At 71.8% G+C, this 26,769-nt stretch carries 24 protein-coding genes and 2 pseudogenes; 18 read left to right on the top strand and 8 right to left on the bottom strand.

Annotated elements, in window-relative coordinates; translation table 11 throughout:
• Positions 1 to 94: 94 nt before the first annotated feature.
• Positions 95 to 994 carry an alpha/beta hydrolase gene (locus GA0074696_RS13735; protein WP_231925366.1) on the bottom strand — a complete coding sequence of 300 codons (900 nt, stop codon included), beginning with the start codon at positions 992 to 994 and terminating at the stop codon, positions 95 to 97.
• Between the two features lie 85 nt (positions 995 to 1,079).
• Here GA0074696_RS13735 and GA0074696_RS13730 point away from each other — a divergent pair, with 85 nt between their 5' ends.
• The 3 genes from GA0074696_RS13730 (at position 1,080) to GA0074696_RS13720 (ending at position 3,875) form a co-directional block, all read left to right on the top strand.
• Positions 1,080 to 1,835 (top strand): PIG-L deacetylase family protein, encoded by a 756-nt coding sequence (locus tag GA0074696_RS13730; RefSeq protein ID WP_088964546.1) that lies wholly within the window; start codon positions 1,080 to 1,082, stop codon positions 1,833 to 1,835.
• A gap of 478 nt (positions 1,836 to 2,313) precedes the next feature.
• A complete protein-coding gene (locus tag GA0074696_RS13725; RefSeq protein ID WP_088961466.1) occupies positions 2,314 to 2,721 on the top strand; it encodes a YciI family protein in 408 nt (135 codons plus the stop codon).
• A gap of 8 nt (positions 2,722 to 2,729) precedes the next feature.
• Positions 2,730 to 3,875, top strand: a complete 1,146-nt coding sequence (locus GA0074696_RS13720) for an RNA polymerase sigma factor (protein WP_088961465.1) — start codon at positions 2,730 to 2,732, stop codon at positions 3,873 to 3,875.
• A gap of 95 nt (positions 3,876 to 3,970) precedes the next feature.
• Here GA0074696_RS13720 and GA0074696_RS13715 read toward each other — a convergent pair whose 3' ends face one another.
• Both GA0074696_RS13715 and GA0074696_RS13710 read right to left on the bottom strand, forming a co-directional pair.
• Entirely contained in the window at positions 3,971 to 4,726 is a 756-nt protein-coding gene (locus GA0074696_RS13715; protein ID WP_088961464.1) for a YwiC-like family protein, read from the bottom strand.
• A gap of 4 nt (positions 4,727 to 4,730) precedes the next feature.
• Positions 4,731 to 5,135: a cupredoxin domain-containing protein gene (locus tag GA0074696_RS13710; RefSeq protein WP_231925519.1), complete on the bottom strand. Its 405-nt coding sequence runs from the start codon at positions 5,133 to 5,135 to the stop codon at positions 4,731 to 4,733.
• 51 nt (positions 5,136 to 5,186) lie between these two features.
• On the opposite strand from GA0074696_RS13710, the pseudogene GA0074696_RS13705 reads away from it, so the two are divergent.
• Positions 5,187 to 5,885, top strand: a pseudogene (locus tag GA0074696_RS13705) (MFS transporter); the annotation flags it as partial.
• A gap of 45 nt (positions 5,886 to 5,930) precedes the next feature.
• On the opposite strand, the gene GA0074696_RS13700 reads toward GA0074696_RS13705, so the two are convergent.
• Positions 5,931 to 6,710, bottom strand: a complete 780-nt coding sequence (locus tag GA0074696_RS13700) for an SDR family NAD(P)-dependent oxidoreductase (RefSeq protein WP_088961463.1) — start codon at positions 6,708 to 6,710, stop codon at positions 5,931 to 5,933.
• A complete protein-coding gene (locus GA0074696_RS13695) occupies positions 6,707 to 8,056 on the bottom strand; it encodes a transaminase (protein WP_088961462.1) in 1,350 nt (449 codons plus the stop codon). The genes GA0074696_RS13700 and GA0074696_RS13695 overlap by 4 nt, the downstream gene beginning before the upstream one ends.
• A 203-nt stretch (positions 8,057 to 8,259) precedes the next feature.
• On the opposite strand from GA0074696_RS13695, the gene GA0074696_RS13690 reads away from it, so the two are divergent.
• From GA0074696_RS13690 to GA0074696_RS13670, 5 genes are all read left to right on the top strand, one after another.
• Positions 8,260 to 9,000: a TetR/AcrR family transcriptional regulator gene (locus GA0074696_RS13690; RefSeq protein WP_157745894.1), complete on the top strand. Its 741-nt coding sequence runs from the start codon at positions 8,260 to 8,262 to the stop codon at positions 8,998 to 9,000.
• A 201-nt stretch (positions 9,001 to 9,201) separates the two neighbouring features.
• Positions 9,202 to 10,233, top strand: a complete 1,032-nt coding sequence (locus GA0074696_RS13685; RefSeq protein ID WP_088961460.1) for an ABC transporter ATP-binding protein — start codon at positions 9,202 to 9,204, stop codon at positions 10,231 to 10,233.
• Between the two features lie 30 nt (positions 10,234 to 10,263).
• On the top strand, positions 10,264 to 11,463 hold the full coding sequence (locus GA0074696_RS13680) for an ABC transporter substrate-binding protein (RefSeq protein ID WP_088961459.1): 1,200 nt from the start codon (positions 10,264 to 10,266) through the stop codon (positions 11,461 to 11,463).
• A 5-nt stretch (positions 11,464 to 11,468) separates the two neighbouring features.
• On the top strand, positions 11,469 to 12,386 hold the full coding sequence (locus GA0074696_RS13675; RefSeq protein ID WP_231925365.1) for an ABC transporter permease: 918 nt from the start codon (positions 11,469 to 11,471) through the stop codon (positions 12,384 to 12,386).
• A complete protein-coding gene (locus GA0074696_RS13670; RefSeq protein WP_088961458.1) occupies positions 12,383 to 13,195 on the top strand; it encodes an ABC transporter permease in 813 nt (270 codons plus the stop codon). Before GA0074696_RS13675 ends, GA0074696_RS13670 begins: the two co-directional genes overlap by 4 nt.
• Before the next feature lie 41 nt (positions 13,196 to 13,236).
• Here the strand turns inward: GA0074696_RS13670 and GA0074696_RS13665 are convergent, their stop codons facing one another.
• From GA0074696_RS13665 to GA0074696_RS13655, 3 genes are all read right to left on the bottom strand, one after another.
• Positions 13,237 to 14,952 carry a hypothetical protein gene (locus GA0074696_RS13665; RefSeq protein WP_088961457.1) on the bottom strand — a complete coding sequence of 572 codons (1,716 nt, stop codon included), beginning with the start codon at positions 14,950 to 14,952 and terminating at the stop codon, positions 13,237 to 13,239.
• A 294-nt stretch (positions 14,953 to 15,246) separates the two neighbouring features.
• Entirely contained in the window at positions 15,247 to 16,902 is a 1,656-nt protein-coding gene (locus GA0074696_RS13660) for a sensor histidine kinase (RefSeq protein ID WP_088961456.1), read from the bottom strand.
• Positions 16,899 to 17,639, bottom strand: coding sequence for a response regulator transcription factor (locus tag GA0074696_RS13655; protein WP_088961455.1), 741 nt, complete (start codon positions 17,637 to 17,639; stop codon positions 16,899 to 16,901). The genes GA0074696_RS13660 and GA0074696_RS13655 overlap by 4 nt, the downstream gene beginning before the upstream one ends.
• Positions 17,640 to 17,818: 179 nt before the next feature.
• Here GA0074696_RS13655 and GA0074696_RS30775 point away from each other — a divergent pair, with 179 nt between their 5' ends.
• The 9 genes and pseudogenes from GA0074696_RS30775 (at position 17,819) to GA0074696_RS13620 (ending at position 26,748) form a co-directional block, all read left to right on the top strand.
• Positions 17,819 to 17,986 (top strand): hypothetical protein, encoded by a 168-nt coding sequence (locus tag GA0074696_RS30775; RefSeq protein WP_157745893.1) that lies wholly within the window; start codon positions 17,819 to 17,821, stop codon positions 17,984 to 17,986.
• Positions 17,987 to 18,021: 35 nt separating this feature from the next.
• On the top strand, positions 18,022 to 19,188 hold the full coding sequence (alr, locus tag GA0074696_RS13650; RefSeq protein WP_231925364.1) for an alanine racemase: 1,167 nt from the start codon (positions 18,022 to 18,024) through the stop codon (positions 19,186 to 19,188).
• Entirely contained in the window at positions 19,185 to 20,213 is a 1,029-nt protein-coding gene (locus GA0074696_RS13645; RefSeq protein WP_088961454.1) for a D-alanine--D-alanine ligase family protein, read from the top strand. Before alr ends, GA0074696_RS13645 begins: the two co-directional genes overlap by 4 nt.
• Positions 20,213 to 21,388 carry a UDP-N-acetylglucosamine--N-acetylmuramyl-(pentapeptide) pyrophosphoryl-undecaprenol N-acetylglucosamine transferase gene (locus GA0074696_RS13640; protein WP_088961453.1) on the top strand — a complete coding sequence of 392 codons (1,176 nt, stop codon included), beginning with the start codon at positions 20,213 to 20,215 and terminating at the stop codon, positions 21,386 to 21,388. Before GA0074696_RS13645 ends, GA0074696_RS13640 begins: the two co-directional genes overlap by 1 nt.
• Positions 21,385 to 22,029, top strand: a complete 645-nt coding sequence (locus GA0074696_RS13635; RefSeq protein ID WP_088961452.1) for a M15 family metallopeptidase — start codon at positions 21,385 to 21,387, stop codon at positions 22,027 to 22,029. Before GA0074696_RS13640 ends, GA0074696_RS13635 begins: the two co-directional genes overlap by 4 nt.
• A gap of 459 nt (positions 22,030 to 22,488) precedes the next feature.
• Positions 22,489 to 23,094 (top strand): FIMAH domain-containing protein, encoded by a 606-nt coding sequence (locus GA0074696_RS13630; RefSeq protein WP_088961451.1) that lies wholly within the window; start codon positions 22,489 to 22,491, stop codon positions 23,092 to 23,094.
• Positions 23,095 to 23,165: 71 nt separating this feature from the next.
• Entirely contained in the window at positions 23,166 to 24,746 is a 1,581-nt protein-coding gene (locus tag GA0074696_RS13625) for a serine/threonine-protein kinase (RefSeq protein WP_088961450.1), read from the top strand.
• 118 nt (positions 24,747 to 24,864) lie between these two features.
• Positions 24,865 to 25,008: pseudogene (locus GA0074696_RS30770) on the top strand (LLM class F420-dependent oxidoreductase); the annotation flags it as partial.
• Positions 25,009 to 25,281: 273 nt separating this feature from the next.
• Positions 25,282 to 26,748 carry a carboxyl transferase domain-containing protein gene (locus tag GA0074696_RS13620; protein WP_088961449.1) on the top strand — a complete coding sequence of 489 codons (1,467 nt, stop codon included), beginning with the start codon at positions 25,282 to 25,284 and terminating at the stop codon, positions 26,746 to 26,748.
• The last annotated feature ends 21 nt before the right edge of the window (positions 26,749 to 26,769 follow it).

Genomic DNA, 26,769 nt, shown 5'->3' with positions numbered 1-26,769 from the left:
CTGCGCCGCGAAGCCGGGGTTCGTGCCCAGAGGTGGGGTGAAACGTGAACGCTTCGTCAGCGCAGAAGCGTACGTGGAGACGGCACGCTCCCTTTCACCAACGGTTGAGCGCGGCGGCCAACTGGGCAAGGGCGACATGGGCGGCGTCGAAGAGGGCCAGTTTCCGCGGGAAGTTGTGGATGAGTCCCTGGTATCGGGCCGCGGTGACGGGAACGCCGGCCGCCAGCAGCCTGGCCGCGTACCGCTCCCCCTCGGCGGACAGCAGGTCGAGTTCGGCGGTGATGACGACGGCGGGGGGCAGGCCGGTGAGGTCGGCCCGCAGTGGATCCAGATCCGGCTGGGTACGGTCCACGCCGGGTGGGGCGTACGCGTCCCAGAAGAACCGCATCTCCTCGCGGTCCAGGCCGTACTCGTCCAGCGCCGGATAGTCGGCTGCAGGGTCGATGACCGGGCAGATGAGCATCTGCCCCACAAGACGGGTCCCCGCGTCCCGGGCGCGCCGAGCGGTCACCGCCGCAAGGTGCCCTCCCGCGGAGTCACCGGCCACCGCTATCCGGCCCGGGTCGAGGCCGTGCCGAGCCGCCCCAGGCCCGCGCAGCCAGGTGAGCGCTCGCGCCATGTCGTCCACCGCAGCCGGGTAGGGACACTCGGGGGCGAGACGGTAGTCCACGGAGAGCACGGCCCAGCCGGACTCAGCCGCCAGGTGCCGGCACAGCCCGTCGTGGGTGTCCACGCTGCCCATCACCCAGCCCCCGCCGTGCGCATAAAGGACCACCGGCATCGCATCGTGATCGCCGTCGCGGTAAAGCCGGGCGGCCACGCCGCCGGCGTCGACGTTCACCACGGAGCGGATCGGCGGGGCGTCGCCCACCTCGGCCGGGGTCGCCTGGACCATGCTCAGCCGTGCCGCCGGCAGGGCCGCCCGGGTGAGCGGGACACGCTGCTGGACTTGCATCGCCGCCCGCGCCTGCGGGTGGAGCCGAGTGAAGTCCACCCGCTCATTATCGCCTGCTCGACGGAGGTGAACGTTGCCGAACCGGCGGTGACGGATCGGCGGAGAGGCGGCTACGGTGTGGACCGTGGATGAGCCTCTACCAGCACTGTCAGAGGACTGGGAGCGCTGCCTCGCGGTGGCCGCACACCCCGACGACATCGAGTACGGCGCGGCCTCAGCGATCGCCCGCTGGACCGCACAGGGCAAGCAGGTCACCTATTTGCTGGCCACCCGGGGCGAGGCAGGAATCGACGCCATGCACCCGGACCAGGCCGCGTCGTTGCGCGAGGAGGAGCAGCGCGCCGGGGCCCGGGAGGTCGGCGTGGACGTCGTGGAGTTCCTCGACCACCGCGACGGGGTCGTCGAGTACGGTCCAGACCTGCGCCGCGACATCGTGCGTGCGATCCGCCGGCACCGGCCCGACGTCATCGTCTCGGGCGCCTTCACCGTTCGTATGGTCGGCGGCATCACCAACCAAGCCGACCACCGGGCGGTGGGGCTGGCTACTCTGGACGCCGCCCGCGACGCGGGCAATCGGTGGATTTTCCCAGAACTGGTGGACGAGGGGCTGCCACCCTGGGGCGGCGTGCGCTACGTCTGCTTCGCTGGCGCTGAGCGCCCCACCCACGGCGTGGACGTCACCGGCGAGCCGTTGCAGCGGGGTATCGCCTCGCTGGCCGCGCACGCTGCGTACACCAAAGGCCTGGGCGTGGTCGGCCCCGAACCCGGGCCGTTCCTGACCTGGGCGGCCCGCCAGGGCGGACCGACGCTGGGCGTGGAGGCGGCGGTCCTGTTCGACGTGCACGCCCTTACCTTCGAAGGTCCCCCACCCTGGCTCTGAGCCTCACCGACGCCCATGATCCGCACTCCGGGCCGCGCCACAAAGGAAGGCCCTTCTCCGTAACCAAGTGCTCGACCTTGGCGCCGGAACCGGCAAGCCAACCGCCGGGCGCAAGCTCGAGCGCCCCCGCCAGCGACGGACCTGTCACCCATCAACTGGAACTGATCCGCCAGGCATCAACGAAGCACCATCGCCGACGGCAGTCAGACGGTCGGCCGGCCTCGGCGGCGCCTCCGCTCGATGTCTTCCTGGACCTCAGGATCCCAGCGGGAAGCATCCCAGTCCTCGGGCTGGGGCCGGCACTCGAGTCGTACCTGCAGAGCAACCGGCCGCCCGCGCCGTGGAGCCACGAAAGGGCTCACCCAGGCTGAGCTACGAAAGCAAGAATTTTCGGACGGCCATGTCGAGAACTGTTGACCGGCTCCGTCCCCGCAGTGAACGTGACCAAGATGGGTCGCACCAGCAAGAGGAGAACACGATGGCGAAGTACTTGCTGCTCAAGCACTACCGCGGCGCTCCGGCTCCGGTCAACGACGTGCCCATGGACCAGTGGACGCCGGAGGAGATCTCGGCGCACGTGCAGTACATGAACGACTTCGCGGCCCGGCTCGAGAAGACCGGCGAGTTCGTCGACGGTCAGGCGCTTGCCCCCGAGGGGACGTTCGTCCGGTACGACGGTGAGGGGCGCCCGCCGGTCACCGACGGCCCGTTCGCCGAGACCAAGGACCTCATCGCCGGCTGGATGGTGATCGACGTCGACAGCTACGAGCGCGCCCTCGAGCTGGCCGGGGAGCTGTCGGCCGCCCCCGGGGCGGGCGGCAAGCCGATCCACGAGTGGCTCGAGGTGCGCCCCTTCCTGACCGAGCCGCCGACCATCACGGAGTGACCGCTCAGATGAACGAGGCCCTGCTCCGGAGCCTCACGCCGAGCGTGCTCGGCATCCTCGTCCGCCGCGGAGCCGACTTCGCGGCGGCCGAGGACGCCGTGCAGGACGCGCTGATCGAGGCGCTCCGCGTCTGGCCGGCAGACCCGCCGCGGGACCCGAAGGGCTGGCTGGTCACCGCGGCCTGGCGCAAGTTCCTCGACACGACCCGGGCCGACGCCGCCCGCCGCCGGCGTGAGGACCTCGTCGACGAGGAGCCGGCGCCCGGGCCCGTGCCCGCGGTGGACGACACGCTCCAGCTCTACTTCCTGTGCGCCCACCCGTCGCTGACGCCGTCGTCCGCGGTCGCGCTCACGCTGCGCGCCGTCGGCGGGCTGACCACCCGGCAGATCGCCCAGGCGTACCTGGTGCCCGAGGCGACCATGGCGCAGCGCATCAGCCGGGCCAAGCGCACCGTCTCCGGCGTGCGGTTCGACCAGCCCGGCGACGTCGCCACCGTGCTGCGCGTCCTCTATTTGGTTTTCAACGAGGGCTACTCCGGCGACGTCGACCTCGCTGCCGAGGCCATCCGGCTCACCCGGCAGCTCGCGGCGGCGATCGACCACCCCGAGGTGGCGGGGCTGCTCGCCCTCATGCTGCTCCACCACGCCCGGCGCGCCACCCGGACCGCGCCCGACGGCAGCCTGGTGCCGCTCGCCGAGCAGGACCGCGGCCGATGGGACACCAGGTCGATCGCCGAGGGCGTCGAGATCCTGCAGGCGGCCCTCGCCCGCGACCGGCTGGGCGAGTTCCAGGCCCAGGCCGCCATCGCGGCACTCCACGCTGACGCGCCCACCGCCGAGGAGACTGACTGGGTGCAGATCGTCGAGTGGTACGACGAACTCCTCCGCCTGACCGACAGCCCGGTCGTCCGGCTCAACCGCGCAGTGGCTGTCGGCGAGGCCGACGGACCGCGCGCCGGGCTGGCGGCGCTCGCGGTGCTGGACGAATCACTGCCCCGCCACGCGGCGGTGGCGGCGTACCTCCACGAGCGCGACGGCGACCTGGCGACGGCGGCACGGCTGTACGCCGAGGCGGCCCTGAAGGCCCCCAACCTCGCCGAGCGCGATCACCTGATGCGCCAGGCCGCCCGGCTCAACGCCCGGCGGTGTGGCTGACGGTCGCGTCACAAAGCGCGGGACCGTACGGCGACCGTCTCGATCACCCGGGCGCCATGGCGGGTGATGGTTGCAGCGTTGGCGATGACCAGGCGTTAGAACGCGACCAACAGAAGCGTCAGTACCAGCAGGGAGCAGCCGATCTCGATCATTCCGACCTGGGCCGGACGCAACCGCCGATCCGGCAGGATCACCGCGCGGGCCAGCAGCAACACGAATGCCGGCACCAACAGCAGATCCAGCCAGGACGCCGCGACCAGTGCGGCTGCATGGAAGCCGATGGAGAGGCGCAGGTAGCCGGGGTGCCCGCGTTCCCGGATCATGGTCTTGACGTACAGAACGGTGCCGACGAGGTACAGCAGCAGGGCCAGGAAGGCGGGGGCCACGTCGACGAGGGGCGCCCCGGAGATGGTGGCCACGACGAAGACCAGTAGGCAGCTCTGCGCCACGGAGGCGAGGTCGTTGAGCAGGGCCCGCTCCCGGCGTCGCCAGGCGTATCCGGCGTTGACCGCCAGCAGCAGGGTGTAGACCGGGGCGTACCAGAGCACGGCCGGCCGGGCGATCAGCACGGCCGCCGCGAGTGGTGCCGTCACGAGGCCGTAGGCCAGCAGCTGGTCGGCGAACCGGCCCGGCCGGCGGGTCTTGACGGCCTGGAAGACGTGGTACGACAGCAGGTAGCCGGCCAGCCAGGCACCGAGCAGCGGCAGGTGCGGCCAGCGCGGGCCGACCAGCACGACCCCGACGGTGTACGGGAGCAGCAGCATCGCCCAGGCGCCGTGCTGCGGCGGCAGGAAACGGCGGATCCGGCGACGGGACCTGACCGGTCGCGGGGTCGTGACGGCGGTGGACATGGCGTCACCTCACCTCGAAGAGGCCACGGGCGCCGCGTTCGGCGTCGACCATGGCGTGGCTGACGAAGGGGTAGTGGCCGGGCTCGGGGAAGACCAGCTCGACGAAGCCACCGGCGGCCGGACCGAGCCCGAGCACCTGGGCCCCACCCGGATCGGCCGGCCGGTTCTCCCAGCGTCCCTCCCGGTAGACGGTGTCGAACTGGGTGCCGACGACGTGGAAGGAGCTGTCCCTGCTGGAGCCGGCGTCGAGCAGCCAGACGCGGACCCGTTCGCCGGCGCGGGCGGGTAGCGGCCGGTGGGCATACTGGGCGACGTAGCCGTTGAAGACGACGGCGTCGGGGCGCTCCGCCTGCATCTTGGCGAGGTCGCCGGGCTCGCCGTCCGGGCCGAGGTACAGCTCGGACTGCACGAGGACGTACTCGCGGTCGACCCGGGGCAGGTCGGGCGGGTCGACGGCGCACAGTCACCCTTTGTGCTCGTCGCGGCGATCCTGGCGGCTTACGCGCTCCTGTCGTTCCTGCTACTACGCGACGCGCCGGGTCGCGCACGTCCGGCCGGTTCGGCCTGGCAGCGCCTCGCCACGGTCGGCCGGCTGACCGTCACCTGGCAACTGTGCTTCCTGTACGCGGTGGGCTTCGGCGGATTCGTGGCTTTCAGCGTGTACCTGCCCGCCTACCTGCGCACCGCCTACGGGCTCAGCGCCGCCGACGGCGCGTTGCGCACCGCCGGGTTCGTGGTCCTCGCCGTGGCCGCCCGCCCGGTGGGCGGCTGGCTTTCCGACCGGCTGCACCCGGTGCCGGTGCTGGTGTGGTGCTTCGGCGGAGTCGCCGCCTTCGCGGTGGTCCAGGCCTTCCAGCCCACCCTGATGCCGCTGGCAACGGTCGCGCTGCTCGGGATGGCACTGCTGCTGGGCGCGGCCAGCGGCGCGGTGTTCGCCCTCGTCGGTAAGGTCGCCCCCGCCGACCAGGTGGGTGCGGTCACCGGCCTGGTGGGCGCCGCCGGCGGGCTCGGTGGATTCGTCCCACCGCTGGTGATGGGCTGGGTCTACGGGTCGCAGGGCTCCTACGCCATCGGGCTCATGCTGCTCTCCGACGTCGCGCTGGCCGCCGCCGTGTTCACCGCGGTGAAGATGGGCGGCCTCGCCAGGCGCGACGCTTGACACGGAGACCCGGCCAGCGGGTATGGCGAATATTCTGATCACCGCTCAGGTGTGATCCTCCGCGATCGAGTTGCCTCCGTCGACGATGATCAGCTGGCCTGTGACGTAGCTGGCGTCCGGGGCGGCCAGGAACGCGACCACGGCCGCGATCTCGTCCGGGGTACCGGATCTGCCGACCGGCGTTCGCCGACCGGCCGCCAGCTCGTGGTCGGTGGCGGAGCCGGTGGCGATCCATCCCGGTGCCACCGCGTTGACGGTGACACCCCGTGACGCCGTCTCGACCGCGAGGGCCCGGGTGAGGCCGAGCATCGCCGCCTTGGCCGCGTGGTATGCCGCGTCGTGCGGGTACGCCGACACGGGGCCGGAGGTGGAGGCGATGTTCACGACGCGCCCGTGCCTGGCGTCGCGCATCGCCGGGAGGGCGGCGCGAGTCACGTAGAAGGCGGTCGAGACGTTGCGCCGGAGTCCGCGCTCCCACTGCTCGTCGCTCATCTCCGTGGCGGGAACCAGGCTCTCCGAGCTGGTCAGCGACGTCATGCCGGCGTTGTTGACCAGTACCGTCACCGGGCCGTGCTCGGCGACCGCCGCCGCGACCAGGTCCGCGGCCTGGTCGGAATCGGTGAGGTCGGCGACATGGCCGGTGGCGGGGATTCCCAGGGCCGCCAGCTCGGCAGCCCGAAGGTGCACCCGCTCGGTGGTCGACGTCAGCGCCACGCGCGCACCCAGCAGGCCCAGGCGGCGCGCGCAGGCGAAGCCGATGCCGCTGCTGCTGCCGCTGCCGGTGATCAGGGCGACCTGTCCGGCCAGCGGACGCGAGGTGGTCACGCCAGCAGCTCCGCGACGGCGGCCGTGAACACCTCGGTGTGGTGGTCCACGTCAGCGGCAGTCGTCGCGGGCGACATCAGTGCCATGTTGTGGAACGGAGTGAGCAGCACGCCGCGGTTGGCGAGGTACAGGTGCAGATAGTCCTCCAGTTCGCCGTCCGATGCGCACGCCGATGAGGTCCCGTCGCGGGGGGCGGGTCGCGCGAACCGGTACTCCGCCCGGGCGCCGAGCTGGCTGATCGACCACGGCAGGTCATGGGCCTCGATGACCGTGGTGACCGCGTCGGTGAACCGGGTCGCGAGCGCCGTCATCCCCGCGAACGCGGAATCGGTGAGCACATGCTCGAGCGTGGCCCGCGTGGCGGCCACCGACAGCGCGTTTCCGGCCAGCGTCCCACCCACCCCGCCCATGTCGACCAGGTCGAGGTCGTCGCGGTCGAGGATCGTGGCGGCCAGCTCGGCGGAAAGGCCGTACGCGCCGACGGGTACCCCGCCGCCGATGGCCTTGCCGATGGTGACGATGTCCGGTGCGAGGCCCCAGGCACCCGTGCAGCCACCCGGGCCGGCCGAGAAGGTGTGCGTCTCGTCGTTGATCAACAGAGTGCCGTGCCGGCGGGTCAGGCTACGCACCGCATCGAGGTAGCCCGGCTCGGGCAGCACGATGCCGATGTTGGTCAGCGCCGGCTCCATGAGCACGGCGGCGACATCGCCGTGGGCGAGTTGCCGCGCGAGCCCGTCGACGTCGTTGAACTCCGCCACCCGACTGGTCAGCGTCACGTCGCACGGAGCGCCGACGTTGCCCGGCCGGCTGACTCCCTCGCCGTCCTCGCCGACGACGATGAGTGACTCGTCGACGCTGCCGTGATAGCAGAAGCTGTTGACCAGGATCTTCGGTCGACCCGTGACCGCGCGCGCCAGCCGGATCGCCCATCGGTTGGCGTCCGTGGCGGTCAGCGAGAAGCTCCACTTCGGCAGGCCGAACCGGCGGGTCAGCTCGGCGCCCACCCATTCGGCGTCCTCGGTCGGCATCATCGCCGTCGCGCCGCCGAGGGAGGCCAGCCGTCGCGTGACCGCCTCCGTCACCGCGGTCGGGCTGTGTCCCGCCATGGCTCCCGTGTCGCCCAGGCACAGGTCGACGTAATCGTGGCCGTCGAGGTCGACCACGTGGCTGCCGCGGGCGGACTCCAGGTACAGCGGGAAACCGGCGGCCTGCTTGTTCATCCAGGTCATCGGCACTCGACCGAACAGGTGCTCGGCCTTCGCGTACGCCGCGGCCGAACGTGGATTCCGTCGGACGTGGCTGTCGCGCTCGCGCTCCAGGAGAGTGGTGAGCCTGCGGCGGTCCATGGATCCTCCAGGAGACGAAGCGGGCCGCGTGATGGGCGACGGAGCCGGAATCTACTCGCCGCGATTTCCTCCCGTCAACGGCGATGACAGTGCCACTGACGAAGCCGTTACCACCATGACCACCTGCCGGACCCGGCGCGGGCCACGGTCGCGGCGGTGTGATCTGCTGGCATCAGCGCGACCACGAGGAGGGACAGATTCCGATGGCGAAGGAATCCGATGCCGGTCCCGGCGCCTCCACGGATGCGCTGTCGGGGCCTATACGCACGTCCGGGACGAGGAAGCGGGCAAGCCTTTCCCGGGAGGTCATCCTGGAGACGGCCATGCGCCTGGCCGACAGTGAGGGGGCGACCTTCCTGACGCTCAGCCGCCTCGGACGGGCCCTCGGCGCCGATCCCACCGCCCTCTACCGGCATTTCCGCAACAAGGACGAGCTCCTGCTCGCCATGGGTGACCACCTCATGGCCGAGGCGGTCGCCGGAATCGAGCCGGGCAGAAGCTGGGTGGACACGCTGCGCAGCGCCGCCTGGTCCATGCGGCGGGCCTACCTCGCGCGTCCTGCGCTCGGGGCCCAGTCGGCCGCCCGCTTCACCGGAGGTGACGCGGAGACGCAGCTCGTTCACACGATCACCGGCGAGCTGACGAAGGCGGGCATCGAGCCCGAAGAAGCCGCCCGTCACTGCCGTGCCTTCGCGGAGGTCGTCCTCGGGCACATCGGCATCACCGCGACACTGCTCAGCCTCTCCCCCGAGCAACAGGCGTTGGACGTCGCGATCGGGCGGCGTGTCTACGCCACCCCCGCGCAGCGCCCCGGGACGCTGCGGTCGGCCGGCACCCACGTGGCCACCGCCCTCGAGGACGAGAACGAGGTGTTCCGAACGCTCCTGGAGACCTACCTCGAAGGGCTCCGTTCCCGCGTCTCAGCAGCGCAGCACGACCGCTGAGAAGGTCGACCGGCGCCCTGACCAGCGAGGCGGCAGGGCGTCGCCTGCCGACGACGCCGAACCGGCCCGGACGGAAAACCAACGATCCGGCCACAGCCCTTGACTGCGGTATCCGTTGCGGTCCTATTCTCTCGCCAAAGAATCCGTAGTCGCTGGCGGCTTGGGTCCGCTGGATCCGTTGAAGAGTGGGAGCCTGTCGCCGTGTCGGAACCCGCGATCCGCCTGACCGGTCTGCGCAAGTCGTTCGACGCCGTGGAGGCCGTCGCCGGCATCGACCTGGAGATCGCCGACGGCGAGTTCTTCTCCATGCTGGGGCCGTCCGGCTCGGGCAAGACGACCGTGCTGCGGATGATCGCGGGATTCGAGCTGCCGACCGGCGGCACGATCACCCTGGCCGGCCGCGACGTCACCCGGCTCGCCCCGTTCGACCGGGACGTCAACACCGTCTTCCAGGACTACGCCCTCTTCCCGCACATGACCGTTCAGCAGAACGTCGAGTACGGCCTGCGGGTGCGCAAGGTCCCCCGCGCCGAACGCCGTGAGCGCGCGGCGGCCGTGCTGCGGACGGTCCGCCTCGAGGGGTACGGGGAGCGTCGGCCCAGCGCGCTGTCCGGCGGGCAGCGCCAGCGCGTCGCGCTGGCCCGCGCCCTGGTCAACCGCCCGGCCGTGCTGCTGCTCGACGAACCGTTCGGCGCACTGGACCTGAAGCTGCGCGAGGAGATGCAGGTCGAGTTGAAGGCGATCCAGCGCGAGGTCGGCATCACCTTCGTCTTCGTGACCCACGACCAGCAGGAGGCGCTGACGATGAGCGACCGGGTGGCGGTGTTCCACCAGGGCCGCATCGAGCAGGTCGATACGCCGGCCGAGGTGTACGAGCGCCCCCGGACCCCGTTCGTCGCCGGCTTCGTGGGCACGTCGAACCTGTTCGAGGGCGAGACGGCCCGGGCGGTGCTCGGCCGCGACGGCGTGTTCTCCGTACGCCCGGAGAAGATCCGACTCGGCGGTGCGCCCGCGTCCGCCGAGGAGATCAGCGCGGCGGGCCAGGTCGTCGAGGTGATCTACGCCGGAGCGGCCACCCGCTTCGTGGTCGACCTCGACGTCGGGGCCCGGGTGGTGGCGATGCAGCAGAACCAACAGACCTCCCCCACCGACGTGGCGGCCCTGCGCGGCAAGCCGATCCGGCTGAGCTGGCGGGCGGAACACGTCGTCGCGGTTCCCGTCACCCCCCGTTGAAGCACCCACCCGAGTCGAAGGAGAGCGCAGATGCGCACCACCCGAGTCTTCACCGCGGTCGCCGCGGCCGGCCTGCTCGCGCTGGCCGGATGCGGCGACGGCGGCGGCGCCACCAGCGGCTCCGGCCCCGGCGGCATCCAGCCGCCCAAGATCGACAAGCTCGCGTCGCTCGGCACCGGGGAGGGCCAGGTCAACGTCGTCGCCTGGGCCGGCTACGTCGAGAACGGCTCCACCGACCCGAAGGTCGACTGGGTCACCGGCTTCGAGAAGGAGACCGGCTGCAAGGTCAACGTGAAGGTCGCCGGCACCTCCGACGAGATGGTGACGCTGATGAAGACCGGCGACTACGACGTGGTCTCGGCCTCCGGCGACGCGTCCCTGCGGCTGATCTACGGCGGTGAGGTGGCCCCGGTCAACACCGACCTGGTGCCCAACTACAAGGACGTCTTCGACGGCCTCAAGCTCAAGCAGTGGAACTCCGTCGACGGGGTGGCGTACGGCATCCCGCACGGCCGCGGGGCCAACGTGCTCATGTACCGCACCGACAAGGTCACCCCGGCGCCGACCTCCTGGAGCGCGGTGTTCGACGCGAACTCCCCGTACAAGGGCACGGTGACGGCGTACGACTCGCCGATCTACATCGCCGACGCGGCGCTCTACCTGATGAAGCACCAGCCGGAACTGGGCATCAAGAACCCGTACGCGCTGGACGACAAGCAGTTCGCCGCCGCCGTGGACCTGCTGAAGAAGCAGAACCTGCTGATCGGTGAGTACTGGTCGGACTACACCAAGGAGGTCCAGGCCTTCAAGTCCGGCAACTCCGTCGTGGGCACCGCCTGGCAGGTCATCGTCAACCTCGCCAAGGCCGACGGCGCTCCCGTCGAGGCCGTCCTGCCGGAGGAGGGCGCGACCGGCTGGTCCGACACCTGGATGGTCGCCGCCAAGGCCAAGCACCCGAACTGCGGCTACCTCTGGATGAACCACATCATCGACCCCACGGCGAACGCCGCGGTGGCGGAGTGGTTCGGTGAGGCCCCGGCGAACAAGCTCGCCTGCGACAAGACGGCGGACAAGAACCACTGCGCCACGTTCCACGCCGCCGACGAGGCGTACTTCGACCAGGTCTGGTTCTGGAGCACTCCGGTGGCGCAGTGCCTCGACGGCCGCACGGACGTCACGTGCAAGGACTACGCGGCCTGGACCCAGGCCTGGACCACGATCAAGGGCTGAGACACGTGACAGCCCTCTCCACCGTGGACCGGCCCACGGGCGATGACACCATCTCCCGTGGGCCGGTCCGCCGGCTCTCGTCCTGGCTGCACCGCCACCGCGGCATCCGCCTCGCGGGGCTGCTCTCGGCGCCGCTGTTCTGGCTGCTCGTGGCGTACCTCGGCTCGCTGGCCGTGCTCTTCGTCTCGGCGTTCTGGACGGTCAACAGCTTCACCGGCGACCTGGTCCGCCAGCCCACGCTCGCGAACTTCCGCACCATCCTCACCGAAGAGGTCTATCGCACCGTCGCCCTGCGCAGCCTCGGCGTCGCCGCCGCGGTCACCGTCATCGACGTGCTCATCGCGCTGCCGATGGCGTTCTTCATGGCAAAGGTCGCCTCACCACGTAGCCGCCGGCTCCTGGTCATCGCGATCCTCACCCCGCTGTGGGCGAGCTACCTGGTCAAGGCGTACGCCTGGCGGGTGATGCTCGCCAACGGCGGCCCGGTGGACTGGCTCTTCGGCGGCCCCGGCAACGGGCCCGGCTACGGCCTGCCCGCGATCGTCCTGGTGCTGAGCTACCTGTGGCTGCCGTACATGATCCTGCCCATCTACGCGGGGCTGGAACGGCTGCCCGACTCGCTGCTGGAGGCGTCGGCGGACCTCGGTGGCCGGGCCGGGCGCACCTTCCGCTCGGTGGTGCTGCCGATGATCGTGCCGTCGGTCATCGCCGGCACGATCTTCACGTTCTCCCTGTCGCTGGGTGACTACATCACCGTGCAGATCGTGGGCGGCAAGACCCAGCTCATCGGCAACCTCGTGTACGCCAACATCGGCGCGGCGAACAACCTGCCGTTCTCGGCGGCGCTCGCCACGATCCCCGTACTCATCATGGTCGTCTATCTGTTCGCGGTGCGCCGGTCCGGCGCGTTGGAGGAGCTGTGACGCTGTCGCGCGGAGGGCGCTGGCTGCTGCGCGCCGCCATGGCGCTGGGCCTGGCCTTCGTCTACGTGCCGCTGGCCATCGTGCTGGTCAACTCGTTCAACTCCGACCGCACCTTCGCCTGGCCGCCGCCGCGCTGGACCACCGACTGGTGGGTACGGGCATGGGAGAACGCGGGCGCGCGCGAGGCGCTGTGGACCTCGGTGAAAGCCGGGTTGGGCGCCACCGCCGTCGCGCTGCTGCTCGGCAGCCTGGTCGCCTTCGCGGTACAGCGCTACCGGTTCTTCGGGCGCGACGCCGTGTCGCTGCTCGTGGTGCTGCCGATCGCGCTGCCCGGCATCGTCACCGGGATCGCGCTGGACACCGCCTTCCGCTCGCTGATCGAGCCGCTGGGAGTGGGCAAGGGGTTGTTCTCGGTGGTCGTCGGGCACGCGACGTTCTGCGTGGTGGTGGTCTTCAACAACGTGCTGGCCCGGCTGCGCCGGCTCGGCGGCAACCTGGAGGATGCGAGCGCGGACCTCGGCGCGGACACCTTCCAGACCTTCCGCTACGTCACGTTCCCGCTGCTGCGATCGGCGCTGTTCGCCGGCGGGCTGCTGGCCTTCGCGCTCTCCTTCGACGAGATCATCGTGACGACCTTCACGGCCGGCCCGGGCGTGCAGACCCTGCCCATCTGGATCTTCAACAATCTGTTCCGGCCGAACCAGGCGCCGGTCATCAACGTCGTCGCGGCCGTGCTGATCGTGCTCTCCATCGTGCCGATCTATCTTGCCCAACGTGTCTCCGACACCGCTGCCGGCGGTCGCCTCTGACCCGCCTACGCGGCCGGCGAGCATCCGTTGGGGATCCTTGGTCAGGGCCGTCCGGCCTCGGCCGACCGGGTGCTCGACCGACGCCGGGCGGTCTCCGAGGCCGGTCGCGGGTCAGCGTCGTCCCACCGGCGCTGCCGCGGTCGCGACGCTGATCGTTGCTCGGTGGCCTCTTCCCCGGCGCCGGGCGCCGCGACGGGTGGTGTGGTACGGCTCGCCGCAGTGTCTACCAGGTCCGGCAGGTTCCGCCCGGCCACCAGCGGTAGCTCTCGCGTGGCTGCCGCGATCGGCCCGGGCTGGCTCGCCGGGTCGGCGACCCGGGCGACACGTGCCCGTCCGGTGGCGGTTCGCGGCATCGGTGCCACGCTGCGGGTCGTCGCCCGCGGCGCGGTGTCGGCCGGCTCCGCGACGGAGCCTGGCGCGTCCGTGGTCGACGGTGCCTCCGGCTGGCTGGTGGCCGACCGGCCTGCTGCGTTGCGCGGCGTTCGGCGCGGTGCGGCTGCCGGCAGGAGCGGGGCGATTTCCGCGTGCAGCGCCGCCCAGTCGGAGGCGCGGGGCGGGTCAGGCTGATCCGTGGTCGAGGTGAGCTGGTCCGTGCTCTCGGACCGCTCCAGCTGCCGCTCGGTACGGTCCGGCGTCGCCGCCCGGGACCGCTCCGATCCCGGTCGCCCGGCACCGTCTCCCGCCTGCTCGGCGGCATTCGCCTGCGGAACGGCCTCCCCGGCCGACTCTGGCCGCGCTGAGCCGCCGGAGGCCCCGTCCGCCGCGGGGGCTACGGGGGCCGCGTCCGGCCCGGGGGCCGCATCCGTGAGCGGCTCGGGGGCGTCGGCGAGCAGCCGTTCCGGGGCGTCGGCGAGCAGCCGCGCGGCCGAGGCCAGTGCGACGGGGTCGGGTTGACCGGTCCGACGCCACCACCGGCGGCGGCCCGCCGGCAGGTTCCCGGCCAGCACGCGCGCGGGTGCCAGATCGGCGGCGATCAGCGCGGTGAGCCCGTCGTAGTCCGCCTGCTCGGCCAGGCGTCGGGCGATCTCGTCGAGGTCGTACACCGCCACGGCGATGTCCGCGGTGGTCGGGTCGAGTGCTCGGCTGATCTTGCGATGCAACACCTTGCTGAGCGCCGCCTGCCGCCGCTCGGCGCGAATCTGCGCGCGGGCCGCGTCGAGCGAGCCGTACAGCCCGAGGCCGGGGTCGGCCTTGGCCAGCGAGCGGGCCCGGCGGGTCAGCCACGGCTGTCGCAACCAGTGCCCGACCGGTTCGTACGCCGGCGTCGTGGGTGGCAGCTGCTGCCTGGCGCGCAACCGGTCCCGCCGCTGGTTCTCGGTGTTCATCAGCCACACCAGATAACCGAGCAGGGACATGCCCGCGTAGAAACCGCCTTCGAGGTGGTTGCTGTGCGCCAGCCAGTTGAAGGCGACCGCGGCGGCGGCGATACCGGCCGACAGCACGCGGGACAGGAGCGCCGGTTCGCCTAGTCGACGGCGTACGTCGGCGTTCGCCAGCACCACGACGCCGCCCAGCTCCAACGCCCCGACGGCGGGAAGAGCGACGTACCACGGCATGCCGAGCCGTTCCATCGCCCCGGACACCTGGCCGCCGAGCGCGATCAGCAGCACGACAACGTAGAACCCGGTGCGCAGCACGGCGACGTGCCGCACCGCCCTGGCCAGCTCCGCGTCCCACGCCTCAGGCGGGTCGGCGCCTGGCGCCCCGCCAATTGAGTTTCCGCCGGTCACCCGGGTCCGGTCCGGTTCCTGGAACACGCCGAGCAGGTTCCTCTCTCACTCCGGCCCCGGCCTGACCGGCGCCGCGGCCGCCCGACCCGGCGGTGCCGCCCGCCGAGTCGTACCAGAGCTGCGCTCCGGCTGCCGGCCGTCGTCCGCCGCATGCTACAAGGTTGCGGGTCGAATTGGAGATTTCAGATGCCACGCTGGGCGCATCGGGTCGCCCCTCCCGCGCCACACCGCGGGTCATCGGTGCTCACCGGCCGTGGCCGGCGCGGTCCCGAAAACACCCGATCGTGGCCGCCGCGCAGGTAGTTCTCGGCCGGTACAGCGCTAGTCGGCGCGGGGAAGCGTGATGGTGAATGTCGTCCCGACGCCGGCCTCACTCGCGACCGTGATGGTGCCCTGGTGATCGGTGACGATCTGCCGGGCGATGGCGAGGCCGAGGCCACTGCCCCCGGTACGGCGGCCCCGCGCGGCGTCGGCCCGCCAGAACCGGTCGAACACATGCGGCAGCGCGTCCGCCGCGATTCCCGAGCCGGTGTCGACGACCTGGACGATCGCCTGCGTGTCGGTGCGGCTCGCGACCAGCCGGACGCTGCCGCCGGCAGCGGTCGCCCGTAGTGCGTTGGTGACGAGATTGCCCACCACCTGGCGGAGCCGGTCGGGATCGGCGTGTACCGCAACCGGCTCGGCCGCCACGCTCAACGACACCCCGGTCAACTCCGCCCGGGCGTGGTGGGCGGTGCGGCAGGTCTCCAGGAGTTCGGCCAGATCCACCGTGACCCGGTGGTACGCCAGGCGGCCGGCCTCCGCCAGGGCCAGGTCCTGCAGGTCGTCGACGATGCGCTGCTGCAGCACCGCCTCTTCGAGCAGCGAGGCATAGAGCTCCTGATCCGGCGCGATCACCCCGTCGGAGAGCGCCTCGAGATAGCCGCGCAGGTTTGCCAGCGGGGTGCGCAGTTCATGTGCGACGTCGGCGACCATCCGGCGTTGCCGCTCCTCCCCGCGCTGCAGGGAGTCGGCCATCCGGTTGAACGACCGGGCCAACTCCGCCAACTCGTCGTTGCCCCGCACCGGAACCCGCCCGGTGAGGTCGCCCCGGCCGAGCCGCTGAGCGGCCGCGGTGAGCGTGTCGATGGGGCGCAGCACCCGCCGGCTCAGCAGCACGGTGCCGACGACCGCGACCGCCGCAACGCCCGCTGCCGCTGAGAGCAGTGGACCGGCGGTCAACACGGACGCCGGATCGCCGCGAGCACCGAGATAGACCCGGGCGGGTACCGGCGCGACGTCACCGATGTCGTTGGTGAAGGCCTGGGCCAGGCAGGAATCCAGTGCTCCCACCGTCGAGGTGCCGCACACCTGCACCGAGGCAGCGTCTGCCAGGTGCCGGCCCGGCTCTGCCGCGACGTCGGCGCAGCCGTCGACGATCTCAGCGACACCAGGGCGGTCGCGCACGTCGGCCGTGCTCAGGTCGGCGTCGAACTGCGGAACCCCCGTGCTGGTGGGTGAAGCGACAACGGGGACGGATTCCCGTGTCAGGCAGGCCGCGAACAGCACGCCGGTGCGGTAGCCGGCGATCGCACTGGCCACACCCTTCTGCCGGCTCGCCGGCTCCGCCGACAGTGCGGCCAGATTCAGAACCGGCCGCGGATCGACGACCCCGACCATCGTGCCGAGCGGCCGGGCGGTGCGGTCCTCCTGGGTGTCCGTGTCCACGATCACCTGGCCCGTGTCGGCGACCAGGTGGATCCGCTGACCGGTCTGGGCCCGCAGGTCCCGCACCAGGTCGGGCACACCCTCCCAGGTGCCGTGCCGGCTGCCGTACGTCGTGAGTCGGCCGACGACCTCATCGAGTTGCGCCCGGTCGGTGGTGGCCGAGTCGTTGATCTGTTGCGAGGCCTGCCGCAGGGTCAGCCAGGCGGTCGCCGCGGTGGCGCTCACCGCGACGAGGATGACCAGCCAGAGCACCCGTAGCCGAAAACTCACCGGCTCGCTCCGGTGATGCCCTCGGGCGTCGGCGTCGCCGTCGGTTCCGGCTCCGGTTCGGCGAGCCGGTAGCCGCGGCCGTAGACGGTCTGCACGTACCGCGGCTCGGCAACGTCGTCCTCGATCTTGCGGCGGAGGTTCATCACGTGCGCGTCGACGGTGCGTTCGAGCACGAAACGATCGAATCCGAAGGCCCGGTCGATGATCTGCGCCCGGGTGAACGCCCGACCGGGCTCGCCGGCGAGCACCTCGAGGATGCCGAACTCCTTGGCCGTCAGGGCGACCGGCCGGCCGCCGACGCGTACCTCGAACCGGCCGGCGTCCACCTCGAGGTCGCCGACGCGCAGCACCGCCCGGTTGTCGGCGCTCACCACCCTGGCCCGGCGCAGCAGCGCCCGTACCCGGGCGGCCAGCTCCCGCGGGCTGTACGGCTTGGTGAGGTAGTCGTCGGCGCCGAGGTCCAGGCCCAGCAGCATGTCTTCCTCGGTGGTACGGGCGGTCAGCAGCAGGATCGGGATGTCCGATTCGGCGCGCAGGATCCGACACACGTCGAGGCCGTCGACGACCGGCATCATCACGTCGAGGACCACCAGGTCCGGCCGGCGGGCCCGGCACTGCTCCAGCGCGGCCCGCCCGTCGCCGACCAGCAGCACGCTGTGCCCCTCGCGTTCGAGGTAGACCCGTACCAGGTTGGCCTGCTTGGGGTCGTCCTCGGCGACCAGGATCCGCGCGCTCATGATTCCCCATTCTGCCTGGTGGTGGCGGGGGTCAAGTAAACCCGAATCTCGTGAAGAACTGATGTGGGCGGGCTTCCGAGGCGGCGAGCGGGATCTCCGCACAGCCTGACTACGGCTTCTTCAAGGGTTCTTCACCACCGGCTGCCTACCGTTCCCGGAGTGTCAGTCAGGAGCCGGACATGATCTTCGAACCAGCACACCCGGTCCGTCGCGACGAGCAACAGCGGCGGGCGGTCCGGCGGCGGATCCGGGAGACGCTCGCGGTGCGCCGGGCCGCCGCGGTCGGCGGGCACGGGGCCGCCGAACCGCCGGATGAGCCGCCCGTCGAGCCCGGGGCTGCCGGGTGACGCCGGGTACGCGCGGTCGGCGCGCGCCGACCGGTGTGATCAACGAGAGTGCCCCGCTGGCCGAGGCCGTGATCGATCTTGCGGCGATCGCGGACAACATCCGGACGATCAGGGCCATCGCACGTACCGGGCTGATGGCCGTGGTGAAGGCCGACGGCTTCGGGCACGGCGCGGTGCCGGTGGCGCGGGCCGCGTTGGGCGCCGGCGCCGACCGGCTGGGCGTGACCTCGGCGACGGAGGCGGTGGCACTGCGATCGGCGGGCATCGACGCGCCCGTCCTGAGCTGGCTGCACCGGCCGGACGAGGACTTCACCCGCCTGATCGCCGCGGACGTCGACATCGCGGTGTCGACCCTGACCCATCTGCGCGCGATCGCCGACGCGGCCACGGATCTCGGTGTGCCCGCCGCGGTCCAGCTCAAGGCGGACGTCGGTCTGTCCCGCAACGGTGCCAGCGGCGACGAATGGCCCGAGCTGGTCGCCTGGGCTCGCAAGCACGAGGCGGAGGGCAGCGTCCGGGTACGCGGGGTGTGGTCCCACCTGACGAACGCCGACGTGCCGGGCTGCCCGAGCATCGCGCGGCAGCTGTCAACGTTCCAGGAGGCGCTGCGGATCGCCCGGGATGCCGGGCTCGACCCTGAAGTGGTGCATCTGGCCAATTCGGCGGCGGCACTGGCCGCTCCGGAGACCCGGTTCAATCTCTGCCGGATCGGCCTGGCCATGTACGGCGTCGACCCGTTCGGCGCGACCGGACCCCGCCGCTACGGCCTGCGACCCGCCATGACCCTGCGGTCAAGGGTGATCAACCTGAAGCGCGTGCCCGCCGGTACCGGCGTCTCCTACGGCCCCGATCATGTGACCGATCGGCCGACCACGCTCGCCCTGCTGCCGCTGGGGTACGCCGACGGCCTGTCGCGCAGCGCCGAGGGCCGCGCGTCGGTCTGGCTCGCCGGTCGGCGCTGCCCGATCGTCGGCCGCATCGCCATGGATCAGTGCGTCGTCGATGTCGGCGACCTGCCGGTGGCGCTCGGCGATCCGGTGGTCGTCTTCGGTCCCGGTGCCGAGCGCGGCTCGCCCGACCGGGCCGAGCCGACGGCCGCCGAGTGGGCGCGGTGGGCCGGCACCAACCCGCACGAAGTCCTGACCGGAATCGGCGCGCGAGTGGCGCGCGTACACCTCCACGGGAAAGCGGCAACATCATGACTGTTCGTTTGGCGGTGCTCTTCGGCGGGCGCAGCGGGGAGCACGACGTCTCCCGGCGCTCGGCGGAGAGCATCCTGGCCCACCTCGACCCCGCCGCCTACCAGGTGACCGAGGTGCTGATCGAGCGGGACGGCCAATGGCGGGTGAACGGCGACCGGGCCACGTTCGCGCAGGCGCTGCGGACCCTCGGCGACCAGGACGTGGTGTTCCCGGCGCTGCACGGCCCGTACGGTGAGGACGGCACAGTCCAGTCGATGCTGGAGTGGCTCGGCGTCGCGTTTGTCGGAAACGGTGTCTTCGCCAGCGCCGCGGGGATGGACAAGCCGGTCACGAAGAAACTCCTCGCCGCCGACGGCCTGCGCGTGGCCGACGGGGTGACGCTGCGCCCCGACGAGGACCTGTCGTCGCGGGATCAGGAGCGGCTGGGGCTGCCCGTCTTCGTCAAACCGGCCCGGGCCGGCTCCAGCCTGGGAGTCTCCAAGGTCGAACAATGGGCGCAACTGCCCGCCGCCCTGCGGCTCGCGCGCGAGAGCGACGCGAAGGTTCTCGTCGAACGCGCCGTGCGCGGGCGCGAGATCGACGTCGGCGTCCTTCAGCACCCCGACGGTCGCGTCGAGGCCGGGCCGCCGCTGGAGATCCGGGTGGCGAACGCCGCCTTCTTCGACTACGACGCCAAGTACGACGGCGGTGCCGCCTTCCACATTCCGGCCCAGCTCGACCCCGGCACCACGCGACTACTGCAGGACCGGGCCGTGCAGGCGTTCCATGCCCTCGGCTGCAGTGGGCTGCTCCGCGTCGACTTCTTCCTCCCGGATCCGGACGCCGATCACGGCACAGGGTGGACCGGAGACCACCGGGAGCCGGTGATCAACGAGGTCAACACCTTCCCCGGATTCACCGCCGCCTCGCAGTACCCGCAGATCTGGCAGCGCGCCGGCGTCGGCTACTCCGCACTGCTCGACATCCTCATCCAGGGCGCACTGCACCGACACGACACCGCCTCCCGCTGCCCGAGTCCCTGCTGATGGCCGTCTACACCGCGGAACATCTCCGTAATCTCCGCATGGTCGTCACGGGCGGGGGAACGGGCGGGCACACCTACCCGGCGCTGACCACGATCCGTACGCTCCGCGACCGGCTGGCGGCAGCCGGCACCGCACCGGACGTCCGCTGGGTGGGCGTCGCCCACGGACTGGAGGCCAGCATCGCCCGGCAGGAGGGCATTCCCTTCACGGCGATCACCACCGGCAAACTGCGCCGCTCGCCGAACCTGCGGGAGTGGGGCCGCAACGTCGCCGACGCCTTCCGCGTGCCGCTCGGCATCTTCCAGGCCATCATGATCGTGGTGCGCACCCGGCCCGAGGTGGTCTTCTCCACCGGCGGATACGTCTCCGTCCCGATCGGGATCGCCGCCTGGATGACCCGCCGCCCGCTGGTCATGCACGAGCAGATCCTCACGCTCGGGCTGGCGAACCGGATCCTCGCCCGCCTCGCCGATCGAGTCCTGCTCAGTCACGGGTCCTCCATCGACCATCTGCCCGCCCGAGCGAGAACCCGCGCGGTGGTCACCGGCAACCCGGTCCGACCCGAGATCCTCACGGGCAACCCCGACCGGGCGCTCGCCGCGTACCACCTGGATCCGCGCCTGCCGCTGGTGTACGTCACCGGCGGCGCCCAGGGCGCCGTCCAGGTCAACAACCTGATCGCCGACATCCTCCCCGGACTCCTGCAGAAATGTCAGGTGCTGCACCAGTGCGGCGACTACTCCCTCGACCGGATGCGGCAGGTCGCGGCGGCCCTCCCGGAACACCTGCGCAGCAGGTACCGGGTCGTCGACTACGTCCACGGCGAGCTGCCCGACGTCCTGAGCGCCGCGGACATCGTCGTCGCGCGCAGCGGCGCCGGCACCGTCGCCGAACTCACCGCCCTGGGGAAGGCATGCGTCTTCATCCCGCTCATCCCCACCGGTGGCGACGAACAGCGGCGGACCGCACGGCACCTGGCCGAGGCCGGTGCCGCCCGCATGCTCGCCGGCCCCGACGCTTCCGCCAACCGCCTCTACGAGGAGATCATGGTGCTGCTCGACCACCCGCAACGACGCCAGGAGCTGGCCAACGCCGCCCGTCAACACGGCCGGCCGCATGCGGCCACGGCCGTGGCCAGCGCGATCATCGACGCCGCTGGGCGGTACCGGTCATGATCCTGCTGTCTGATCGGCGAATCTCGGCCATCCCGCTCGGCGACAACGGGGAGGCCCTGGTCGACGTACGTCAGGTCCCGGACCTTCGGGTGGACGACCGGCTGGCCGACGAGGCCGGCGCGTACGCGCACCTGCGCGAGGCGACGGTGCAGCGTCTGCTCGCCGCCCAGCGGACCCTGCCCGGAGGGCTGCGGCTGCTCGTCATCGAGGGGTACCGGCCGCTCAGCCTGCAGACGACCTACTTCGAGAGCTACCAGGATGAACTGCGCCGCAGGTACCCGGAGTGGGACTCGACGCGCCGGCACGTGGAGGCCAGCAAGTACATCTCGCCGCCCGAGGTGGCTCCGCACAGTACCGGCGGGACGGTCGACCTGACGCTCTGTACGGCCGATGGGCTCGAGCTGGACCTGGGCACGATCGTCAACGCCAGCCCGGTGGACAGCGCCAACGCCTGCTTCACCGGATCACCCGACATCCCCCCGCAGGCCCGCACCAACCGCGGCATCCTGGGCCAGGCGCTGTCGTCTGCCGGCATGGTCAACTACCCGACCGAATGGTGGCACTGGTCGTTCGGCGACCGCTACTGGGCGCTCAGCACCGGGGCCGCCCGGACCAGGTACGGGCCGGTGGATCTGCCGTGAAGCGGCTGTACGAGACCGATCCGCCGGTCAGTGAGAAGCAGTTCGTCGCGGCCCAGGCGATCGACACCGCACCGACTCGAGGACGGCACCCGACGACACTATTCCCTGGCCGGCCTGGTCTACTGCGGCGTCTGCGGCCGCATCACGGACTCGCAGTGGGCACCTGCACCGCAGGAAGGAGGTCGAGCAGGTCCTCGGACCCGTCGCCGGGTGGAGAATGAGGCGCTGAAATCGGAATCCGCAGTTAGCCCGTGCCGGGCCGGCTCGGGTTTACCCGAGCTGTAACCAGGGGTAGCGTCCGGGCCCCCACTCGGGAAACCCTGCCCGCCACGGTCCGTCCCGGTGCTCGCCGGGGAGCAGCACTCGACGCATCCGACCACCGTGGGTCGGGCTCCGGCGCTCCGCAGCGGTGACGGCTCCAGGCTCCCGGCCCGTTCACCGGGTGGCATGATGTCCGGCGTGTCCGCCCCCCGTGACCATCACAGCGCCGACGTGGCGCCGCCGACCAGCGTGTTGCCGGTGGTCCGGCCGACCGGCAGCCGCCACCGCGCCCTGGACGATGGACGCCGGCCGATGTGGCTGGCGGTCGCGGGAGCCACCGTCGCACTGCTGGTTGCCACGCTCGTGGTGGCCCTCACCGGCGATGAGGATTCCCACCCCGCGACGGGCCCCACCGCGGCGATCGGCACGTCCGCCCCCGCCGCGCCCACCGAACCCCTGGCCGACGAGGTCTCGCCCACGCCCGCCGACTCCCCGTCCCCGTCGTCGCCCGCCCCGCGGCGGGCAGCCGATCCGGCCGAACTCGCGGCGGGGCTGCGGGCCACCGTGGACGGGCTCGTCCAGCAACGGCAGCTCCGCCGCGGTGACGGCAACGAGCTGCGGAAGCGGTTGCAGGAGGTGGCGGAGAAGATCGCCGGCGGCGAGCCGGACAAGGCGCGGGAGAAACTGCGCGAGTTCGCCGAGAAGCTGGTCAACCTGCGCCGGGAGGACAAACTGACCGCGCGTGGATACGACGTGCTCGTCGCCGGGGCCACGCAGCTCGCCCAGGCGCTGCCCGCCCGCTGACGCCGCGCCGCCGGGGTGGCGGCCCGCCGGCCGGTGTTTTCCAGGGCGCCGGCCGGGGCATGGTTCCGTTCATGGACGCCGGGTCGCTGCTGGACGGTCGCTACCGGCTGCTGGACCGGCTGGGGGCCGGCGGCATGTCGGTGATCTGGCGTGCCCACGACGAGGTGCTCGGCCGGGACGTGGCGGTGAAGCTGCTCTCCCCGGAGTTGGCGGCCGACCCTCAGCTGCTGCACCGGATCCGCGCGGAGGCGCGCTCCGCCGCCCGGCTGCGCCACCCGAACATCGTCGAGGTGTACGACTACGGCGAGGACGCCGACGGCGACGGCCCGCCGGTGCCCTACGTGGTCATGGAGGTCGTCGAGGGCCGCTCCCTGGCCCAGCTGCTCACCGCCGGCCCGCTGCCCTGGCGGGTGGCGGTCCTGGTCTGCGCGCAGGTCGCCGCGGCGCTGGCCGCCGCCCACCGCCGCGGAATCGTGCACCGGGACATCAAACCCGGCAACGTGATGGTCGCCGGCGTTGGAGTCAAACTGGTGGACTTCGGCATCTCGGCCACCTCCGGCGACCCCGACGGGCTGAGCGAAGGGCTGCTGGGCACCCCGGCGTACCTGGCTCCCGAGCGGCTGGAACAGGGGGCCGTACGCCCCGCCGCCGACGTGTACGCCCTCGGGCTGCTGCTCTACCGAACCCTGGCCGGCCGACTGCCGTGGCAGGCGTCCACCACCACCCAGATGCTCACCGCCCACCGCTACCAGGAACCAGCCGCGCTGCCCGACCTCACCGACCTACCCGCGGAGATCGGTGACCTGTGCCGGCGGTGCCTGGCCAAGGACCCGGCCGACCGCCCACCGGCCACCGAAGCCGCCTCGGTCCTGGGCGCTGTCGCCGGCCTACCCCCAACCACACTCCTGGTCTCCGACCCCGCCGACGGCGTGGCCGGCACCGCCGAGCCCACGCCCACCCGTACCTGGCTGCCGTCCCTCGGCCCGGTCGCCACCGGCCTCGCCGCTTCCCCGGTCCTCGCGCGGTGGCGCCTGCTCCCCGCGCCGCCGCGAGCCGCCGTCGCCGGGGCCGCGGCCGTGACGCTGCTGGCCTCCGCAGCTGCTGCTGCTGTCGCCCTGTCCCACGGGTCATCCAGCGACGGCACCGCGGCCCAGGCCCGCACGCCGGCCGCCATCGTCGGCATCGGCCAACGCCCGCCAGAATGCAGCGTCCGATACGCCCTCAACCGTGCCGTCAACGGCCGATCCTCGACCAGGGTCAGCATCACCAACACCGGTGCCATACCGATCAACAACGCCCGGCTGGCCTTCAACCTCCACGACCAGCAGCGCCTCGTGCAGGGCTCGCCCGGCACGTGGCGGCAGAGCGGCGGCACTGTTCAGGCACGGATTGGTGACCTGCCGCCCCGCAGGACCGTCACCGCCGCCATCTCGGTCACCTACCGCGACGCCACCTCCCTACCCGACCAGTTCCAGCTGAACGACACACCCTGCCGCAGCACCCTCACCGTCGCCGGCCAGACCAGCCGGACCGCCCCCCGCTCCAAAGACAAGGAGGACGAGGAAGAGAAAAAGGCGGACAGAAAGGGCGAAGAAGATAAGAAGGGCGAAGAGGAGAAGGGCGGCGAGGACGACAAGGAAGGCGACAACTAGCGTCCGCTGGCAGGCTGGCCCTCCGGGCGGGCGTACGGGTTCACCCGGCCAGCTGCCACGTCCGCACCGCCGGCAGCGCTCCCGCTGAGATCATCCGCGCTGTCCTCGCCCACCGCGGCCCGGTGCGCTGGTGGAGGACATCGCCCTGATCGGGCCGACCGCGAAGATCAAGGACGAGCTGCAGAAGTGGCGCGAGACCGTGATCACCACTCTGCTGGTTTCCGGCGGCCCACGGCAGCTGCGCCAGATCGCCGAGCTGGTCGACTCACGACACGCGTCGACCTTGGAAGGCACCTCCCCTGCGCGGGACCCCCTTGCCGAGAACCAATCTTCCGAGGTCTTCTTCTCTCTCCATTGCCGGGGCCCGCGACGACTATGGTGTGATCATGGCTGGCGACGAGGTTGACGAGGCCGCCTCGGAAGCACTTTGCCCGACGCTGCGGAGCCAGCGCACCGGTGAGGAGTCATCCTTCGACCGCGGTCAGGGCTATGCACGGCCCTCCGGCGGCCGCCCGTACGCGGAGGTCGACCGGCGGTGAGGAGATCGGCACGGAACCTGATCGAACTGGTCATTGACCCCGGCACCTGGGTGTCGTGGGATGAGGCGGTTGCCGATCCGGCCCCGCTCGACGCCGACTACGCGGCTGCCCTGGCCGCCGCGCGCCGGACTACAGGCGTCGACGAGGCGGTCATCACCGGCGCGGGCCGGCTCGGCGGGCGGCAGGTCGCCGTCATCGCCGGCGAGTTCGCATTTCTCGGCGGCTCGATCGGCGTCGCGGCGGCCGAGCGGCTCACCCGGGCCGTCGAGCGGGCAACCGCCGAGCGGATTCCGTTGCTTGCCGCGCCCGCGAGCGGCGGCACCCGGATGCAGGAAGGCTCTATCGCGTTCCTGCAGATGGTGAAGATCAGCCAGGCGATCACCGCGCACAAGGCCGCGGGGCTGCCATACCTCGTCTATCTGCGGCATCCGACAACCGGCGGCGTGTACGCGTCGTGGGGGTCCCTCGGGCACCTGACGGTCGCCGAGCCGGGCGCGCTGATCGGCTTCCTCGGGCCGAAGGTGCACGAGGCGCTGACCGGCTCGCCGTTCCCGGCCGGCGTGCAGGTCGCCGAGAACCTCCACAAACACGGTCTGATCGACGCGGTCGTTGCGCCGGAGCAGGTGGCGCCGCTGGCCGACCGAGCGCTGGCCACTCTTAGCGCGCCGCGCCGTCTCCCCCGTCCGCCAGGCCCGGTGGAGGACCCGCCCGGGGAACGCACCGCCTGGGACGCCGTCCGGCGATCCCGCCGGGCAGACCGTCCCGGAATCCGCCGACTGCTGAGACACGCCGGCCGGGATGTCGTGCCGTTGCACGGCACGCAGAGCGGCGAAACCGGAGCCGGTGTGATCGTGGCGCTGGCCCGCTTCGGGGAAGCCCCCGCCGTGGTCGTCGGACACGACCGGCGCGACAGCCCGCCTGACCCCGCCGGCCTGCGGGCCGTCCGGCGGGGGTTCAAGCTCGCCGCAGAGTTGGGGCTGCCCGTCGTCACCGTTGTCGACACGCCGGGCGCCGCCCTGTCGCCACAGGCCGAGGAGGGTGGCCTGGCCGGAGAGATCGCCCAGTGCCTTGCCGATCTCGTCACCCTGCCGGTGCCGACCCTGTGCGTGTTGTTGGGTCAGGGCAGTGGCGGCGCCGCCTTGGCCCTGCTGCCGGCCGACCGTGTCATCGCCGCAGCGCACGGCTGGCTCTCGCCGCTGCCGCCGGAGGGCGCGTCGGCGATCCTCCATCGCACCGTCGAGCGGGCGCCGGAGGTCGCCGCCGCGCAGGGCATCCGCGCGCAGGACCTGCGGGCAAGGGGCATCGTGGACCGGATCGTGGCCGAGCGACCCGACGCCGCCGACGAGCCCGCGGCGTTCCTCGACCGGCTGGGGGCGGTACTGGCGCACGAGCTGGCCACCCTGCTCGACGTCGACCCGGCGGACCGCCTCCAGACCCGCCGGGTCCGTTACCGTCAACTCTGACCGCAAACTCTCGCCGAATGG

The organism is Micromonospora purpureochromogenes (genome assembly GCF_900091515.1).
GTDB classification, from domain to species: domain Bacteria; phylum Actinomycetota; class Actinomycetes; order Mycobacteriales; family Micromonosporaceae; genus Micromonospora; species Micromonospora purpureochromogenes.
The sequence above is the reverse complement of the archived record's forward strand: the minus strand, read 5'-3'. Positions and strand labels throughout refer to the sequence as shown.